Here is a 14,955-nt window from a genome sequence, read left to right on the forward strand (position 1 = left end):
TCTGCGCCCGTCGCTTCGCAGGTGGCGGGCGTGAAGGCGGGCCTTTCGTCCCGCGGATCCACGTCGTGCGCTGCCGATGCCACTGGTGCGCGGCCCGCCCGTTCCCACCGGGACGCTCGTCGACCCCTGTCGGCGGCGCCGGCCGCGCACGGGTCGGGCACCGGCGCCCGGCCGCGCTCAGGAGGTGTGACGTGGAGTTCGACCACACGTACGACGTCGTCGTCGTCGGCACGGGAGGGGCGGGGCTCGCGACGGCCATGGGTGCCGTCGACGAGGGCCTGTCCGTGCTGCTGCTGGAGAGCACCGACAAGTGGGGTGGCTCGACAGCGATGTCGGGCGGTGGCATGTGGCTGCCGAACAACCCGCTGATGAGCCGTGCGGGTGCGGCCGACTCCCGCGAGGACGCGCTCGCGTACCTCGAGGCGACGGTCGGCGACGAGGGCCGTGCGACGTCCCGTGCCCGCAAGGAGGCGTTCGTCGACGGCGTCGAGGACCTGGTGACGACCGCGGAGAAGAACGGCGTGGTGTTCGCGCGGGCTGCGGACTACCCCGACTACTACCCGGAGCTGCCCGGCGGGCGGATCGGGCGGGCGATCGAGGTGAAGCCGCTGGACTCCAAGGTGCTCGGGTCGTGGTGGAAGTCGCTGCGCGGTGCGATCCCGCTGCCGGCCAAGACGGACGACGTGTGGCTGCTCGGCCGTGCCTGGTCGACCCCGAGCGGGATGGTCCGCGGTGCGCAGGTCGTGTTCCGGATCCTCGGTGGTGTGGTCACCGGCAAGCGGCTCGTGGGCATCGGCAACGCCTTCGCCACCGGGTTCGGGCACGCGGTCCTGGTCAAGCACCAGGTGCCGCTGTGGCTCGAGAGCCCCCTGGAGGACCTGGTCGTCGTGGACGGTCGCGTCACCGGTGTGCGGGTGTCCCGCGACGGCAAGGACGTCACCGTGGGTGCGCGCCGCGGCGTCATGATCGCGGCGGGCGGGTTCGACGCGAACGCGCAGTGGCGCCGGGAGCACCACGGCATCGAGCACGCGACGTCGGGCAACCCGGGGAACGTGGGCACGGCGATCGCGATCGCGCAGCGCAACGGCGCCGATCTGGAGCTCATGGACGACGCGTGGTGGGGTGCCTCGGTCGCGCCCGTGGCGGGCGGTGCGCCGTCGTTCATCGTGGGGGAGCGGTCGATGCCGTACTCGATCATGGTGGACAAGGCCGGTGCGCGGTTCGCCAACGAGTCCGAGTCCTACGTCGACCTCGGTCACCACATGCTCGAGCACGACAAGGGCGTCGGGCCGTACTGGCTCGTCGCGGACGCGCGCCACGCGCGGCGCTACCTGCGGACGTTCACGCTGGACCCGCGCGCGAACCGTGCGATGACCGAGCAGGGGATCATGGTGAAGGCGCGGACGCTCGCCGAGCTCGCGGAGGCCACCGGCATGGACCCCGAGACGCTGCGCGCCACCGTCGCCCGGTTCAACGGGTTCACCCGTGCCGGCATCGACGGGGACTTCGCCCGCGGGAACTCGGCGTACGACCGCTACTACGGTGACCCGACGGTCCACCCGAACCCGAACCTCGGCCCGATCGAGAAGGGCCCGTTCACGGCGTTCCGGGTGGTCCTGGGCGACCTGGGCACCAAGGGCGGCATCGTCACGGACGAGCGGGCGCGGGCGCTGCGCGCGGACGGCTCGGTGATCGACGGCCTGTACGCGGCGGGCAACGTGTCGGCCTCGGTGATGGGGCGCACCTATCCCGGTCCGGGGTCGACGATCGGTCCGGCAGCGGTGTTCGGCATGGTGGCCGCCCGGGACATGGCGACGCGCGGCTGATCTTGCGAGGGTGAGGGCGTGGGCCGGTCCGGCCCGCGCCCTCGCCTGCGTCGGTGGCGACCGCGCCGTGACGACGAGGGTGGTGCCTCGACCGCGACGCGGCAGCCTCGGCGACCCCTGATGCGGCGTCCGCCACGTGGTTCCTCCCTGTCGTCCCGATCGCCCGATGCGTAGCGTCGACCGGGACGCCCACATCTCCAGCCGTGAGGACGACCGATGGCACCCGCGCTTCCCGCACTCGTCACTCCCGAGGCCCTGCACGCCGCGCTGGCGGCGAGCACCGTGCCCCTGGTGGTCCTCGACGCCTCGACGGCGCTCGCCACGCACGGCGAGGCCGAGCCGTACACGGCCGAGCCGCTGCGCGAGCAGTACCTCGAGGCGCACGTGCCGGGTGCGGCGTTCGTCGACGTGACGCACGAGCTGTCCGACACGAGCGCCCCGCAGCTGTTCACGGTGCCGTCCCCGCAGGCGCTGGCAGCCGCGTTCGGCGCGCTCGGCATCGGCGACGACACGCACGTCGTGGTGTACGACGACGTCGGCTCGGCGTGGGCGACGCGCGTGTGGTGGCTGCTGCGCTGGCTCGGCCACGACCGGGTCTCCGTGCTGGACGGCGGGCTGGCCGCGTGGCAGGCGGCCGGGTTCACCGGCGCGTCGGGCGCGCAGGACGACGCGGCGGCACGTGCGACGCCCGCGACGCTGACTCCGCGCGAGCGCCCCGAGCTGCTGGCCACGCTGCCGCAGGTCGAACGGATCTCCTCAGGGTCCGCGTCCGGGCTGCTGGTGAACGCGCTCGACCCCGCGACGTTCCGCGGCGAGCAGGACGTCAGCCCGTACCCGCGGCGCGGCCGGATCCCCGGCAGCGTGAACGTCCCGCTGTTCACGCTGCTCGACCCGGGCACCGGCCGGTTCCTGCCCGCCGACGAGCTCCGCGAGCGCCTGCGGTCCGGCGGCCTGCTCGACGCCGACGGTGCCGTGACGTACTGCGGCGGCGGCATCGCCGCGACCGTGCCGGCCTTCGCGGCCTACGTGGCCACCGGCGCCGAGGTCGCGGTCTACGACGGGTCGCTGTCCGAGTGGACGTCCGACGACAGCCGACCGGTCGACGTCGGCTGACGGGCGTCGCAGGCCGCCACGACGAAGGGCAGCGCGGACGTCACGCGGTTGCCGGCCGCCGGCAGGCCGACGAGCACGGCGGACAGCACCTCGTCACGGGTCGCTCCCAGCTCGAGCGCGCGCCGCGTGTGGAAGTCCAGGCCGCTGTGCAGGCCGGTCGCCGCGAGGACCGCGAGGTAGGCGATCGACTGGGTGCGCTCGTCGAGGGCGCTGGCGTCACCGAGCTCCCCGACGGCCCGCAGCCAGGCGGCGTACTGCTGCGGCGTCTCACGTGCGAACGCCTCGAACGCCTCGGACACGCTCATCTGCGGGTTCCCTCCGTGCCGTCGGACCGACCCGACCGAACGTAGGGCGCACCGGCGCGGCGCCAGAGGGACGATCGTCCCGCGGGCGCCGCGGTCACGCCTTGTCGCGGGTCACCCGCTCGGCGACGCGCAGCAGCGCGCGTCGGGGCAGCAGGCGCGTCAGGACCGTCGCGGCCGTGCTCGTCGCCACGCCGTCCGTGACCGACGGCCTGGCGGTGCGCAACGCACGGAAGGTGGTGTCGACGACCTGCTCGGGGCGGCGCTTGCGGGTGGAGGCGCCGGTGTTCATGGGGGTGTCCGTGTCGCCGGGCGAGACGGCCAGGACGCGCACGCCGTGCCGGCGGTTCTCCTCGTACAGCGCCTCGGACAGCGCGAGAACGTACGCCTTGCTCGCCGAGTAGGCGGCCAGGTGCGGCATCGGCACCTGCGCGGCGACGCTGGCCACGTTGACGACCGCCCCGTGGCCCTGCGGGCGCATCCGGACCAGTGCGGCGCGGGTGAGGCGCGTGACGGCGACGACGTTGAGGTCCACCATGCGCCGCAGCTCGTCGTCGTCGGCGTCGACCAGGTCGCCCTCCGGTGAGACGCCCGCGCAGTTGACGAGGTGGTCGAGGCGGGGCAGGCCCGTCGCGAGCCGCTCGGCGAGGGCGGTGACGTCGTCGGGAGAGGTCAGGTCCGCGACCTGCACGTCGACGGCGACGCCGTGGCCGACGCTCAGCTCGGCGGCGAGGCGCTCCAGAGCGGGACGTGAGCGCGCCACGAGCACGAGGTCGTAGCCCTCGCGGGCGTAGCGCACGGCGTACTGCGCGCCGATGCCGGAGCTGGCGCCGGTGACCACCGCGACGGGGCGTGACGTGGTCGTCGAGGAGGGGCGGGTCGGGGTGAGAGGGCTCGTGGGCATGATGCGCCTTCCGTCGGGGGGCTCCGTAGCGGATACCGTATCCGATCGGATGGCACATCCGGGTGGGATCCGGATGACTCGTCCGGATAGGTTCGTGCCATGGACGGACTGCGCAAGGACGCCGCCCGCAACCGCGAGCGCATCGTCGACGCCGCGCGGCGCCTGCTCGCCGACGGCAAGCCCGTCGGGCTCAACGCGGTCGCGCGCGCCGCGGACGTCGGGGTGGGCACGGTCTACCGGCACTTCGCAGGCGTCGAGGAGCTCGAGGAGACGCTCGCCTGGGACAGGTTCGACGAGCTCGCCGACCTGCTCGACGAGGACGGGGACGACGTGCTCGGCCGCGCGATCGCGGCGCACGTGCGGCTGATGGTCGAGGATCCCGTCTTCGAGCGGGTGATGTCCCGGCCGCAGCCGCACCTGGAGGAGACGGCCCGCAAGCGGGACGCGCTGCTCGCGCGCGTGGACACCGCCATGGCGCGGGCGCGGGAGCGCGGTGACCTGCGGCCCGGGATGGGGGCGGGCGACGTCGTCCTGCTCGTCTGCGGCCTCGCGTACGCCGTGCGCCACGGCGGCCTGGGGGCCGACGACCCGCAGGCGCGGCTGGCCGTGCAGGTGGTGCTCGACGGGCTGCGCCCCGGGTGACGGACCGCGTCCCGTGCGAGGTGACGACGTGGTCCGACCCGGGGCGCACCGCCGGCGTGCTGGTCAGGCCACCTTGTCCGTCGACAGCGCCAGCTCCCGTCCCGCCGCGACCTCCGCGGCCAGGGCCGCGGCTCGGTCCGCCGCCATGCCGGACGAGTCCGACCCGAGCTGCTGACGCAGCGGCCCGTCACCCCGCTCGGCGACCGTGACGATCGCCGCGGCGGCGCGTGCCGGGTCCCCCGGCTGGCTCCCCGGCATCGCCAGGTGCGCCTCGACCATCGAGCGGATCGCCGGGTACGCGTCGCCGGCGTCGCCCGTGAGCGCGAGCGAGCCCTCGCGCAGGAAGTCCGTGTCGAAGTAGCCGGGCTCGACGATGGTCACGCGGATCCCGTGGTCGGCGACCTCCCCGGCCAGCGCCTCGGTCAGGCCCTCGACCGCGAACTTCGCCGCGGAGTACAGGCCCCAGCCGGGGAACGCGAGCAGGCCGAGGATCGACGACACGGTGATGACGTGCCCGGACCCGGCGGCGCGCATGACGGGCAGCACGGTCCGCAGGACGTTCCACGTGCCGTTGACCTGGACGTCGAGCATGCGGCGCACGTCGGCGTCGCTCGTCTCCTCGACCGCGCCCAGGTAGCCGTAGCCCGCGTTGTTGACGACGACGTCGACTCCGCCGAAGCGGTCGACGGTCGCCTCGACGGCGGCCCGGACCGACTGCTCGTCGGTCAGCGAGACCACCAGGGGGAGGAGGTCGGCCGTGGGGACGCCGTCGAGCGCCGCGAGCAGGCGGTCGGTCGAGCGCGTCGTGGCGGCGACCCGGTCGCCGCGGCCCAGCAGGTGGCGCACGAGCGCCAGGCCCAGGCCGCGGGACGTGCCGGTGACGAACCAGGTGGCGGGACGGTCGGTGGGGTGGCTCATGGTGGGTTCCTCTCGATCAGGGGGTGCGTCCAGCGTCGTCCGCGGGCCCGGGTCGTGGGGACGCACGACCGCCCCTGCGAGGGCCAGGACGCGCGTGACTGGGACGGACAGGGCCAGGCGCGCCGTGCCCCCTCTGCGGGAGGATCGGGCCCGTGACCGACGTGAACCGCGAGCTCGCCGACTTCCTGCGTCGCGCCCGCAGCCAGGTCGACCCCGAGCGGGCCGGGCTGCCCGCCGACGGCCGCGTCCGCCGCGTCAAGGGCCTGCGCCGCGAGGAGGTCGCGCTGCTCGCGCGCGTCTCGACCGACTACTACACACGCCTCGAGCAGGGACGCCGCATCGTGCCGTCCGCCGGCGTCGTCGACGCGATCGCGAGCGCCCTCGGCCTCGACGACGCCGGCCGCGCGCACCTCGTCCACCTCATCGGCGCCTCGCCCCGCCCCACCCGGCGGCCCACCCGCGCGCAGAGCGCCCGCCGCGGGCTGCACCAGCTGGTCGACGCCCTCGACGACGTCCCCGCGATGCTGCTGGGCCGCCGCACCGACGTCCTCGCCACCAACCGCCTCGCCCGCGCGCTGCTCACCGACTTCGACGCGCTGCCCGCCAAGGACCGCAACTACGCACGGTGGATGTTCCTCGACCCGCAGGCCCGCGAGCGGCTGGTCGACTGGGACGCGCAGGCCCGCACGGTCGTCGAGAATCTGCGCCTCGACGCGGGCCGCGACCCGCACGACTCCGCCACGCAGGCGCTCGTCGGCGAGCTGACCATCGCGAGCCCCCAGTTCGCGCGCTGGTGGGAGGAGCACCGCGTGCACCAGCGCACGTTCGGCGACAAGCACTTCCGCCACCCGGTCGTCGGGGAGCTCACGCTGCAGTACGAGACGCTGACGACGCCCGGCGACCCGGACCAGGCGCTGTTCCTGTTCACCGCCGAGCCGGGGTCGCCGTCGCACGAGGCGCTGGACCTCCTGATCGGCTGGACCCTCACGGGGTCACGCCGGCCAGCCTCCTGAGCGGGCCGCGGCGCGCTCGCCGACGCGTGAACCCGGTACCGCGACGCACACCCTGCCCCGGCCGCCTTGCCGGTGCACGCGCCCCGGGTTCGACTGGAGTGATGCGCACGGACCGTGGGACAGCGCGTCGGCTCCTGCGCCACCCGCGCGTGGAGCTGGCGCTGAAGGCGGCGTTGGCGGCGACCGTCGCGTGGGTGCTCGCGCGGCAGGTCCCGGGCGCGCAGGAGTACGCGTTCTACGCGCCCTTCGGCGCGGTGGCCACGACGTACTCGGCGGTCGTCCGGTCGGTGGCGGAGACCGTGCGGACGGTGGCCGCGATCCTGCTGGGTGGGGCCGTCGGGGTGCTGGCGGCTGCGGTGCTCGGCCACGGCGTCGCCGCAATCGCGCTGGTCGTGGGGCTCGGGATGCTGCTCGCCGGCGTGCCGTGGTTCGGTGACGCGCGCTCGTACGTGCCGGTCGCCGGGATGTTCGTGCTGCTCGTGGGGCAGGGGGAGGAGCTGGGCTACGTCGCGGCGTACGCCGGGCTGTTCCTGCTGGGTGCGGCGTGCACGGTGGCCGTCAGCACGGTGCGTCCGGCGCTGCCGCTGGAGCGGACCGACCGTGCGCTCGACGCGCTGCGCGAGGCGTGCGTCGAGCACCTGCGCTCGCTCGCCGCGGCGGTCGACCCGCGCGCCGACGACGACGTCGAGCTGCCGGACCGCGACGCGCTGAGCGGTCCGCTGAACCGCGCGCGGACGCAGGTCGACGAGCTGCGGCAGGCGGCGCGCGTGAACCGCAGGGCCCGGCGCCGGGCGCAGGACGTCGCGCGTCGTACCGACGACTTCCGCGCCCTCCAGCAGGCCGTGCTGCTCGTCGACGACCTGCAGGCGATGGTGGAGGACGAGCCGTGGGGCCTGCACGTGGCGCACCTGCCGGAGGAGCTGCGCACGCCCACCGCGGACGCCCTGCGCGAGCTGGCCGCCACGACTGCGGAGGCTGCGACGCGCGACGTGGAGCCCGGGCGCCGCCGGTCGGCCGACCGCGCGACGGCCGCGCTGGTCGCCGCGCTGCACCGGTACGGCGAGCACGGCGGGTCGGACGCCGTCACGCTCGTCGTCTCGGCGGTCGTCACCAGCCTGCGGCGGTCCCTGTCGGCGCTGACGCCGTGGGACCGCATCCAGCTGTCGACGAGCCCGGCCGAGGCTCTGGAGCCGGAGGACGAGGGGGAGGACGAGCGCGCGGACGAGGACGACCGCACGGTGCGCTGAGACGTCGGCGCGCACCGCGGTGGTGCGTCTGCGCGGCGGTGCGTCTCAGCGCGACGGGTCCTCCTCGGCGTCCTCCTGAATCATCACGGGTGACGCGTGGATGCAGATCATCCGCAGGTCGCCGGCGCCGGTGTTGGTGAAGCGGTGCCAGGTGTCGGGTGGGACCACGGCGGTGTCACCGGTGCGCGCGACGACCTCGTGCTCGCCGATCCGGATGGTCGCCTCACCGTCGAGCACCGACCACGTCTCGGAGTACGGGTGGCGGTGCAGGCCCGGCCCCTGCCCGGGGGCGTTGGTCACGAGGAAGAAGCTGACGCCCGACCCGTGCTGCACCCCCTCGAACCGCAGGGTCCGGCCGCCCGCCAGGCGCAGCCGGTCGGCGGGGATCACGCGGGGGACGGTGGGCTCGTCCTGTCCGGCCACGGTGACCACCTCTCTGTGCCGTGCCGCTCGCTGCCACCGTACGACCGCGCACCGACACTCCTCCAGCACACGACGTCGGCGGCCCCCGAGACCTCCGGGAGCCGCCGACGTCGTGGTGCCGCGGGCCGTGGTGCCGTGCGCCGTGGCGTCAGGCCGCGCGGCTCCACTGGAACGTGGCCGCCGACGTGCATGTGCGCTGCTCGAGCGCCGCACCGTCGGCCGTCGAGCCGCCGACCACGCCCACGCACTTCCCGCTGTTCCGCGTCACCAGCTGCTCGTAGCCGTCGCCCGTGGACCGCCACGTGAACTGCTGGTTGGTGCCGCCGTGGCAGGTGTACTGGATGAGGCGGGCGCCGTCCGCGCCCGACGCACCGCTGACGTCGAGGCACTTGCCGCTGTTGACGCTGCGCACGGAGACGTACCCGCCGCCGGCGTCGACCACCTGCCAGCGCTGCCAGGCCTGGCCGTTGCTCGTCCACTGGCCGACCACCGCGAGGTCGTCACGGTTGGGGGCCTGCACGTCCATGACCTTGCCGCTGGCGCGGTTGACGACCCGGGCGTCCCCGGGCGGAGGGGTGGGCGTCGGTGTCGGCGTCGGGTCGCCGCCCCCACCGCGCGTGAACTGCCAGGTCGTGACGTTGAACAGGCTGCCGCTGCCGCCGGTGAACCGCAGGACCAGGTCCCGCGTGCCGGTCGCCCCCGTCACCGGGCAGCTGGCGGTCGCCCACGTCTGCCAGCCGCCGGTGCCGGGCACGGTGCACGTGCCGACCAGCGGGCCGGACGCGCTGTCGAGGCGCACCTCGATCCGCCCGCCGCTGCCCGCCGACGCGACCCGCGCCGTGAACGTGGCCGCGCCCGTGCCGAACGCGACGCCCTTCACCCGCAGCCAGTCGCCGTTCTCGATCCACCCGACGTTCATGCCGCCCTCGGTGGCCCGCTCGGTCTCCAGGCCGCTGGCCCAGGCCATCGTCTCCGCCTGCTGCGTGACGTACGGGTCGAGCGGCTCGATCTGCGGCGGGCCCGCGGTCGTCATGCTCAGCTGGGGGATCGACCCGTCGCCCCCGTACGTGAACTGCTCGACGGCCACCGACCGCGTGAACCCGCCACCGCCCGGCAGCGCACCGTTGTGGTAGAAGAAGTACGACCTGCCCCGGTAGTCGACGACCCCCGGGTGGTTGGTGAAGCTGCCGCCCTGGCGTGGCATGACAGTGCCGCGGTACGTCCACGGGCCGGTCGGCGACGGCGACGTGGAGTAGCCGATGAACTCGCTGCAGCACTCGGCGGCGAACACGTTGTAGTACGTGCCGTTGCGCTTGAAGACCCACGGACCCTCCTCGTAGAGGGTGGGCCGGTTCGCGACGTTGCCCGGGCGGGTGCCGAACCCCGCCGTCGTCAGCTGGATACGGGTGGGGCTCCCGGCCAGCGACACCATGTCGCGGTTGAGGCGCGCGACCCAGAGGTTCGGGTTGCCGTAGTAGAGGTACGCCTGGCCGTCGTCGTCGATCATCACGCTCGGGTCGATCTCGGCGTTGTCGACCAGGGGCCGGCCGATCGCGTCGCGGAACGGGCCGGTGGGGCTGTCGGACACCCCGACGCCGATGGCGTTGCCGCCGCCGCGCTTGACGACCGGCACGTAGAAGTAGAACCGTCCGTCCCGCTCGACCACCTGCCCCGCCCAGGCGTCGGACTGCGCCCACGAGAACGTCGCCAGGCTCATGGGGGAGCCGTGGTCGGTCCAGTTCGCCATGTCGGTCGTGGAGTACACCCGCCAGTCCTTCATGGTGAACCAGGTCGAGCCGTCCTCGTCGTGGGTCGTGTAGACGTAGAGCCGCCCGTCGTGCACGAGTGGCGCAGGGTCGGCCGTGTAGATCGTCTGGACGATCGGGTTGTCCGCCTGCGCCGGGACGGCGAGGGCGACGGGCGCGAGCAGGGCTGCGGCCGCCAGCGCGGCGACCCGCCACCGGCGGCTCATCGCCGGCTCCACGTCTGGTTGGCGGAGCCGGAGCAGTGCCACAGCAGCACCCCGGTGCCGTTGGCGGTCAGGTTGCGGTCGACGTCGAGGCACAGGCCGGACGCGACGCCGCGGATGGTGCCGTTGCCCTCGAACGTCCACTGCTGGTTGCTTCCGCCGTGGCAGTCCCACAGCTGCACGGCCGTGCCGGCGGCGGCGCCGTTCGGTGCGTCCAGGCAGCGGCCCAGCACGCGCAGCTGGGCGCCGCTGACCTCCCAGCGCTGGTTGGCCCCGCCGTGGCAGTCCCAGATCACCGGCTTGGTGCCGTTGGTGGTTGCACCGTTCGGTGCGTCGAGGCAGCGGCCGGACGCGGCGCTGACCAGCGCGGACGTCGAGCTGGTCGGCGGCGGGTCGGTCGGCGGCGGGGTCGTCGTGCCCGGGGTGACGCGGTACAGCGCGACACCGTGCGCGGGGACGGTCGCGGTGATCCGGTCGGACGTCTGGCCCGTCGCGCCGGTCCACAGCTCGCGGTACGACGCGGTGCCGGCGGGCAGGCCGGCCTCGGCGAGCGTCGCGGAGATGCTGCGGGCGCTGTTGCCGCGGTTCAGCAGCGCGACCGCCGCCGACCCGTCGGCCAGGGGCTTGGCCCAGACCTCGGCGTCGCCGTCGTCCCGGACCCGGTCGGCCTGGCGCACCAGCGGGTCCTGGTCGATGGCCAGGACGTCGCGGTTGGTCAGCACGGCGCGGACGTCGGCGCTCATGTTCCGGATGTCGTTGCCCGCGATGAGCGGCGCTGCGAGCATCGCCCACATGCTCATGTGCGCGCGGTTCTCGGTCGGCGTGAGGGTGTTGCGCACGCCGACCATGAGCATGTCGGGGTCGTTGTACTGCCCCGGCCTCGTCCACTCCCGCATCGGCTCGATGACGTCGAGCGCCTCGGTGATGCCGACGAAGCACCACTGGTCCGACGGCGGGCAGCCGGTCGACCACGCGTCCTTGAGGTCCTCGGACGTGCGCCACATGTCGGCGAACCCGCCCCAGCCGGAGTACGTCGGGGCGGTGTTGTCGTGCGCGCTGTTCGGGTTGATCGAGTAGACGATCGGGCGGCCGGTGGCCTTGAGGGCGTCGCCGAACCGCTTGAACAGCGTCGCCTGCTCCTGCACGTTGCCGCGCGGGTCGCACCAGTCGTGCTTGACGTAGTCGACGCCCCACGACGCGAACAGCTGCGCGTCACGCGTCTCGTTGCCGTTGGAGGACGTGCCGGGGCGGTTGTTGAAGTACTGGTCGCACGTCTTCTCGCGGGGTGCGTGGTACAGCCCGAACTTCAGTCCCTTGGAGTGGATGTAGTCGCCGAGCGCCTTCATGCCGGACGGGAAGCGCGACGAGTTCGGCCGCAGGTTGCCGTCCGGGCCGCGGGTGTCCTGCATCCAGCAGTCGTCGACGACGACGTACTGGTAGCCGGCCGCGGCCATGCCGGAGCTCGCCATGGCGTCGGCCGCCTGGCGGATCATCTGCTCGTTGATGTTGCAGTAGAAGGTGTTCCAGCTGTTCCACCCCAGCGGCGGCAGCGGTGCGGGTTCGTCGACGGTCGGGGTGGGGGCTGCGGCGGCCGGTGCGGCGAGGCCGGCGGCGGGCGGTACCAGCAGGAGGAGCGCGAGCGCGAGCGTGCGCAGCCTGGGACGTGGACGGGTGCGGGACACGGAGGTCTCCTCGGTGGACGTGGCCCGTGGGCGGGCCGGACCGACCCGGCGGACGGCGGTGTCCGTCGGGGCGTCACGGCGGGTGCCCGGGCGTCGTCGACCCGGGGTGCCGGGGGCTGATCCGGCTACGCGCCGTGAACGTTCACAACATGCGACCGAGGCTACGCACGCGCGCGGCGGGGTCCAGCAGTGAAACGCTTCGACGGCCGCGCCGGGCCGCCGCTCCGTCGCGTGCGCCGCGGCCCCCGGTCCGGGCGCCAGGCGGGGCAGCCGGCCTCAGGGCCGCAGGCCCGCCAGCGCGATCGTCAGCCCGCGGTCGAGGGCGGCGTCGCGCACGTCGTCGTCGTGCGACGTCAGCAGGCCCTCGACCATGGTGAGGACGAGGTGCACGTCGGCGACCGTGACCTCGGGTGCCACCTCGCCGAGCGCGACGGCGTCGGCGAGCGGACCGGCGACGATGCTGCTGATGCGCTCGCCGAGCCCCTGCAGGGTGCCGGCGGCGTCGGGTGCCGAGCGCATGAGGGGGAACAGGCCGGTGAGCCGGCGCTGGCCCTCGGCGATGCGCCGCACGACGACCTCGAACGTGCCCGGCTGCCCGGCCCGCTCGCGCGCGAGAACCTCGGCGTCCTCGAGGTGCTGCGCGTACAGGCCGGCGGCCAGCGCGTAGCGGTCGGGGAAGTGGCGGTACACCGTGGCCCGGCCGACGCCGGCCTCGCGGGCGACCTCGGACAGCGGGGCGTCGAGCCCCTGGGACGCGAAGACGCGCTCGGCGGCGGCCACGACGGCGGCGCGGTTGCGCGCGGCGTCACGGCGCGCGGAGGTCACGCCGGGGAGTCTAGGACGTTCGCCCCGCGGGGCCCGCGCAGCGCGACGGAAGACTCGGTCACGGAAACGGACGCAGGCGTCCGTTTCCGTGACCTTCCTCGATCGGAGCGACGTGACCCGCCACCCCCGCATGATGGAGCCCGCCCGCTGGGGCTCCCTCCAGCTGCCCAACCGGACCTTCATGCCCCCGATGGGCACCCACACCGCGAACGCCGACGGCACCATCTCGCCCGCCGGCGTCGCGTACCTCGTCGCACGGGCCCGCGGCGGGGTCGGCCTGCTCATCACCGAGTCGATCCAGACCCAGGACGTCTACGACCTGCCGACCGGCTCCACCATCAGCCTCACCCACGACCGGCACGTCGCCCCGCTGCGCGACGCCGTCGCCGAGGTCCACCGCGCCGGCGGCCTCATCAGCGCCAACCTCACCCCGGGGCTCGGGCGGATCATGCCCGCCGGCCCCGACGGGGGCGCGCCGTACTCGGCGTCCGACTGCCCGACGCTCATGGACCCGAGCGTCCGCTGCCGAGCGCTGAGCACCGAGCAGGTCGAGGACGTCCTCGACCGGTTCCGCGCCGCCACGCGCCGCGCGCTGGAGTGCGGGTTCGACGCGATCGACCTGCACGGCCACACCGGCTACCTGACCGACCAGTTCCTGTCCGCCGCGTGGAACACCCGCACCGACCGGTTCGGCGGCGACGTGCGCGGACGGGCGACGTTCGCCACCGAGATGATCCGCATCGTGCGCGAGGAGGGCGGCGCCGACTTCCCGCTGTCCATGCGCATCAGCGTCCGGCAGGGGTTCCCCGGCGGGCGCACCCCCGAGGAGGCGCGCGAGCTGGCCGTCGTCCTGCAGGACGCGGGCCTCGACGTGCTCCTCGTCGACGCCGGGTCGTACGAGGCCATCGACTACTCCTTCCCGTCGTACTACATGGGCGACGGCGTGTACCTGCCCGACGCCGAGGTCGTGAAGCCGGTGCTGCGCATCCCCGTCGCGGTCAACGGCAACCTCACGCCCGACCTCGCCGAGCAGACGCTCGCCGACGGCACCGCGGACTTCGTCGGGTTCGGCCGCATGGTCATCGCCGACCCGGACCTCGTCCGCAAGGTCGCCGAGGGCCGGCCCGAGCAGGTGCGCCCCTGCATCCGCTGCAACGAGATGTGCATCGGCCACGTCGTGGCCGGCAAGGCGCTCGGCTGCTCCGTCAACCCGGAGGCGGCGCAGGAGGCGACCCGGGTGCTGCTGCCGACACCGGTGGTCCGCAAGGTGACCGTCGTCGGGGGTGGGCCCGCGGGGCTGGAGGCCGCGCGCGTCGCGGCCGAGCGCGGGCACACGGTCGACCTCTACGAGCGCGGGACGCGCCTCGGCGGCGTCCTGGAGCCCGCCGCCACCCCGGAGTTCAAGCGTGAGCTGCACCGGATGGTCGACTGGTGGGAGGTCGAGATGGCGCGCCTGGGGGTGCGGGTCCACCTCGACCACGAGGTCGCCGCGGACGCCGCCGAGGTCACCGGCGCCGACGCCGTCGTCGTCGCGACCGGGTCGACGCCGTGGGCGCCGCCCGTGCCCGGCGCGGACGGGCTGACCGCGGTCCAGGTGCTCGACTTCCACCGCGGTGCGCACGTCGGCCCGCGGGTCGTGGTGTGCGGCGGCGGGCTGTCCGGCGCGGACGCTGCCCTCGAGCTCGCCCTCGACGGGCACGACGTGACGATCGTCGAGGCCGCCCCGCAGATCGCTGCCGACATGGTGGTGCACAACCGCGTCGCGCTGCTGCGACGGCTGGCGGAGGTCGGTGCGCGCGTGCTGACCGGGCACCGCGTCACGCAGATCGGTGACGACGCGGTCGTGTGCGAGGGGCCGGACGGGCCGGTCGAGCTGGCCGCGGACACGGCCCTGCTCGCGTTCGGCGTCCGCCCGGACCGTGCGCTGCCCGACGCGCTCGCGGACGGCCCGGCCACGTACGTCGTGGGTGACTGCGTGCAGCCGTCGAAGGTCGGCGACGCCGTCCACGCCGGCTACGCCGCAGGCGCCGCGGTCTGACGCGACCCGCCGGGCGGCCCGCCCGCAGACCGTGAAGCGTTGCTGCCGTGATC

At 74.4% G+C, this 14,955-nt stretch carries 13 protein-coding genes; 6 read left to right on the forward strand and 7 right to left on the reverse strand.

The window, feature by feature from the left end; genetic code table 11:
• Positions 1-191: 191 nt before the first annotated feature.
• Both H9657_RS16720 and H9657_RS16725 read left to right on the forward strand, forming a co-directional pair.
• On the forward strand, positions 192-1,826 hold the full coding sequence (locus H9657_RS16720; protein WP_191784564.1) for an FAD-binding protein: 1,635 nt from the start codon (positions 192-194) through the stop codon (positions 1,824-1,826).
• Between the two features lie 216 nt (positions 1,827-2,042).
• On the forward strand, positions 2,043-2,939 hold the full coding sequence (locus H9657_RS16725; RefSeq protein ID WP_191784565.1) for a sulfurtransferase: 897 nt from the start codon (positions 2,043-2,045) through the stop codon (positions 2,937-2,939).
• On the opposite strand, the gene H9657_RS16730 is transcribed toward H9657_RS16725, so the two are convergent.
• Entirely contained in the window at positions 2,879-3,244 is a 366-nt protein-coding gene (locus H9657_RS16730) for a carboxymuconolactone decarboxylase family protein (RefSeq protein WP_191784566.1), read from the reverse strand. The two genes, H9657_RS16725 and H9657_RS16730, sit on opposite strands and share 61 nt — an antisense overlap.
• A gap of 94 nt (positions 3,245-3,338) precedes the next feature.
• On the reverse strand, positions 3,339-4,145 hold the full coding sequence (locus H9657_RS16735) for an SDR family NAD(P)-dependent oxidoreductase (RefSeq protein WP_191784567.1): 807 nt from the start codon (positions 4,143-4,145) through the stop codon (positions 3,339-3,341).
• A gap of 99 nt (positions 4,146-4,244) precedes the next feature.
• On the opposite strand from H9657_RS16735, the gene H9657_RS16740 reads away from it, so the two are divergent.
• On the forward strand, positions 4,245-4,787 hold the full coding sequence (locus tag H9657_RS16740; protein ID WP_191784568.1) for a TetR/AcrR family transcriptional regulator: 543 nt from the start codon (positions 4,245-4,247) through the stop codon (positions 4,785-4,787).
• 63 nt (positions 4,788-4,850) lie between these two features.
• Here the strand turns inward: H9657_RS16740 and H9657_RS16745 are convergent, their stop codons facing one another.
• Positions 4,851-5,705, reverse strand: a complete 855-nt coding sequence (locus H9657_RS16745) for an SDR family oxidoreductase (protein ID WP_191784569.1) — start codon at positions 5,703-5,705, stop codon at positions 4,851-4,853.
• 152 nt (positions 5,706-5,857) lie between these two features.
• Here H9657_RS16745 and H9657_RS16750 point away from each other — a divergent pair, with 152 nt between their 5' ends.
• Both H9657_RS16750 and H9657_RS16755 read left to right on the forward strand, forming a co-directional pair.
• On the forward strand, positions 5,858-6,718 hold the full coding sequence (locus tag H9657_RS16750) for a helix-turn-helix transcriptional regulator (protein ID WP_191784570.1): 861 nt from the start codon (positions 5,858-5,860) through the stop codon (positions 6,716-6,718).
• A 101-nt stretch (positions 6,719-6,819) separates the two neighbouring features.
• Positions 6,820-7,965, forward strand: coding sequence for an FUSC family protein (locus H9657_RS16755; protein ID WP_191784571.1), 1,146 nt, complete (start codon positions 6,820-6,822; stop codon positions 7,963-7,965).
• 45 nt (positions 7,966-8,010) lie between these two features.
• Here the strand turns inward: H9657_RS16755 and H9657_RS16760 are convergent, their stop codons facing one another.
• The 4 genes from H9657_RS16760 to H9657_RS16775 form a co-directional block, all read right to left on the reverse strand.
• Positions 8,011-8,388, reverse strand: a complete 378-nt coding sequence (locus tag H9657_RS16760) for a cupin domain-containing protein (RefSeq protein WP_191784572.1) — start codon at positions 8,386-8,388, stop codon at positions 8,011-8,013.
• Positions 8,389-8,536: 148 nt separating this feature from the next.
• Entirely contained in the window at positions 8,537-10,360 is a 1,824-nt protein-coding gene (locus H9657_RS16765; RefSeq protein ID WP_191784573.1) for a family 43 glycosylhydrolase, read from the reverse strand.
• Positions 10,357-12,039: a glycoside hydrolase family 27 protein gene (locus tag H9657_RS16770; RefSeq protein ID WP_191784574.1), complete on the reverse strand. Its 1,683-nt coding sequence runs from the start codon at positions 12,037-12,039 to the stop codon at positions 10,357-10,359. The genes H9657_RS16765 and H9657_RS16770 overlap by 4 nt, the downstream gene beginning before the upstream one ends.
• A gap of 276 nt (positions 12,040-12,315) precedes the next feature.
• Positions 12,316-12,864, reverse strand: coding sequence for a TetR/AcrR family transcriptional regulator (locus H9657_RS16775; protein WP_191784575.1), 549 nt, complete (start codon positions 12,862-12,864; stop codon positions 12,316-12,318).
• A 112-nt stretch (positions 12,865-12,976) separates the two neighbouring features.
• Between H9657_RS16775 and H9657_RS16780 the strand changes: the two genes are divergently transcribed.
• Positions 12,977-14,902: an oxidoreductase gene (locus H9657_RS16780; RefSeq protein WP_191784576.1), complete on the forward strand. Its 1,926-nt coding sequence runs from the start codon at positions 12,977-12,979 to the stop codon at positions 14,900-14,902.
• Positions 14,903-14,955: the final 53 nt, after the last annotated feature.

Source organism: Cellulomonas avistercoris (genome assembly GCF_014836445.1).
Classification (GTDB): Bacteria; Actinomycetota; Actinomycetes; order Actinomycetales; family Cellulomonadaceae; genus Cellulomonas; species Cellulomonas avistercoris.

Excerpts from the sequence above, each read along its gene's own strand:
- H9657_RS16730 (WP_191784566.1), bottom strand. The coding sequence starts at position 3,244 with ATGAGCGTGTCCGAGGCGTTCGAGGCGTTCGCACGTGAGACGCCGCAG.
- H9657_RS16740 (WP_191784568.1), top strand. The coding sequence starts at position 4,245 with ATGGACGGACTGCGCAAGGACGCCGCCCGCAACCGCGAGCGCATCGTC.
- H9657_RS16735 (WP_191784567.1), bottom strand. The coding sequence starts at position 4,145 with ATGCCCACGAGCCCTCTCACCCCGACCCGCCCCTCCTCGACGACCACG.
- H9657_RS16745 (WP_191784569.1), bottom strand. The coding sequence starts at position 5,705 with ATGAGCCACCCCACCGACCGTCCCGCCACCTGGTTCGTCACCGGCACG.
- H9657_RS16755 (WP_191784571.1), top strand. The coding sequence starts at position 6,820 with ATGCGCACGGACCGTGGGACAGCGCGTCGGCTCCTGCGCCACCCGCGC.
- H9657_RS16765 (WP_191784573.1), bottom strand. The coding sequence starts at position 10,360 with ATGAGCCGCCGGTGGCGGGTCGCCGCGCTGGCGGCCGCAGCCCTGCTC.
- H9657_RS16725 (WP_191784565.1), top strand. The coding sequence starts at position 2,043 with ATGGCACCCGCGCTTCCCGCACTCGTCACTCCCGAGGCCCTGCACGCC.